At 51.0% G+C, this 837-nt stretch carries 1 protein-coding gene; it reads right to left on the bottom strand.

What is annotated here, in order from left to right:
* Positions 1-368 (bottom strand): sodium:solute symporter family transporter (locus TU76_RS23940; RefSeq protein ID WP_048352635.1); only part of this gene is annotated, 368 nt, incomplete at its 3' end.
* Positions 369-837: the final 469 nt, after the last annotated feature.

Here is an 837-nt window from a genome sequence, read left to right as displayed (position 1 = left end):
CCACTTGTATCTTCAAAACGGCTGGAAAAATAATCCGGCAGGGTGAGTGCATCACCGTTGTGTTCGGTCTGCACCCGCAGGCGGCCTGCAACGAACAGCCAGTTCAGGTAGGCACCGGTTACCAGACCGATGGCGATCCAGCTCTCCGACAGGCCGGAAACATAAATCGCACCCGGCAAACCCATCAACAACCAGCCGCTCATGTCCGAGGCGCCAGCGGACAATGCTGTCACGACGCTGCCCAAGCTGCGGCCACCGAGAATATAGTCCGAAAGGTTATTGGTGGAGCGATAGGCCATTAGGCCAATCAGCACCATTGCCACGATATAGATCACGAACGTGATCAGGGTTGGGTTATTTAAACTCATTGAATTAAGCCCTGGCATTGTTTTTATGTTTAGCAGCGGTCTGGTTGAACGCTCACAAACATCCTGTTTGAGACGTAGAACATTGCCGCGCATTTATGACTGACGTTTCCCCAGGAAAACCATCAGCTGATGAACCAAAAACTGAGTGTAGAGAGAATCTAACTTGTCGAGGGTTGCACCTTGGACGCGAATGCTATGCAACAAACCAAATAAGGTGCAACCAATTTCTGTCAGGGCAGTTGCACCTTGTCGTCTTTTCCTCGCAATAGCTCTTTTTTGCTCCTTTTCGGAGCAAGAACAGAGCAAAAGCAATGAAAAAGCTCCAAGCCTGTGCAGCGATCCGGGCTTCACTGAAAATTCCTGACGAAGCGTCGATCAATCCACAAAAAAACGGGTTGCACTAGGTTGCACCTCTGCTTGTGCAGCGCTAATCTTGCCGCCAGCTGATGCCGCGCAGATGTGGCACCCA

Source organism: Pseudomonas psychrophila, assembly GCF_001043005.1.
In the GTDB taxonomy this organism is placed as follows: domain Bacteria; phylum Pseudomonadota; class Gammaproteobacteria; order Pseudomonadales; family Pseudomonadaceae; genus Aquipseudomonas; species Aquipseudomonas psychrophila.
The sequence above is the reverse complement of the archived record's forward strand: the minus strand, read 5'-3'. Positions and strand labels throughout refer to the sequence as shown.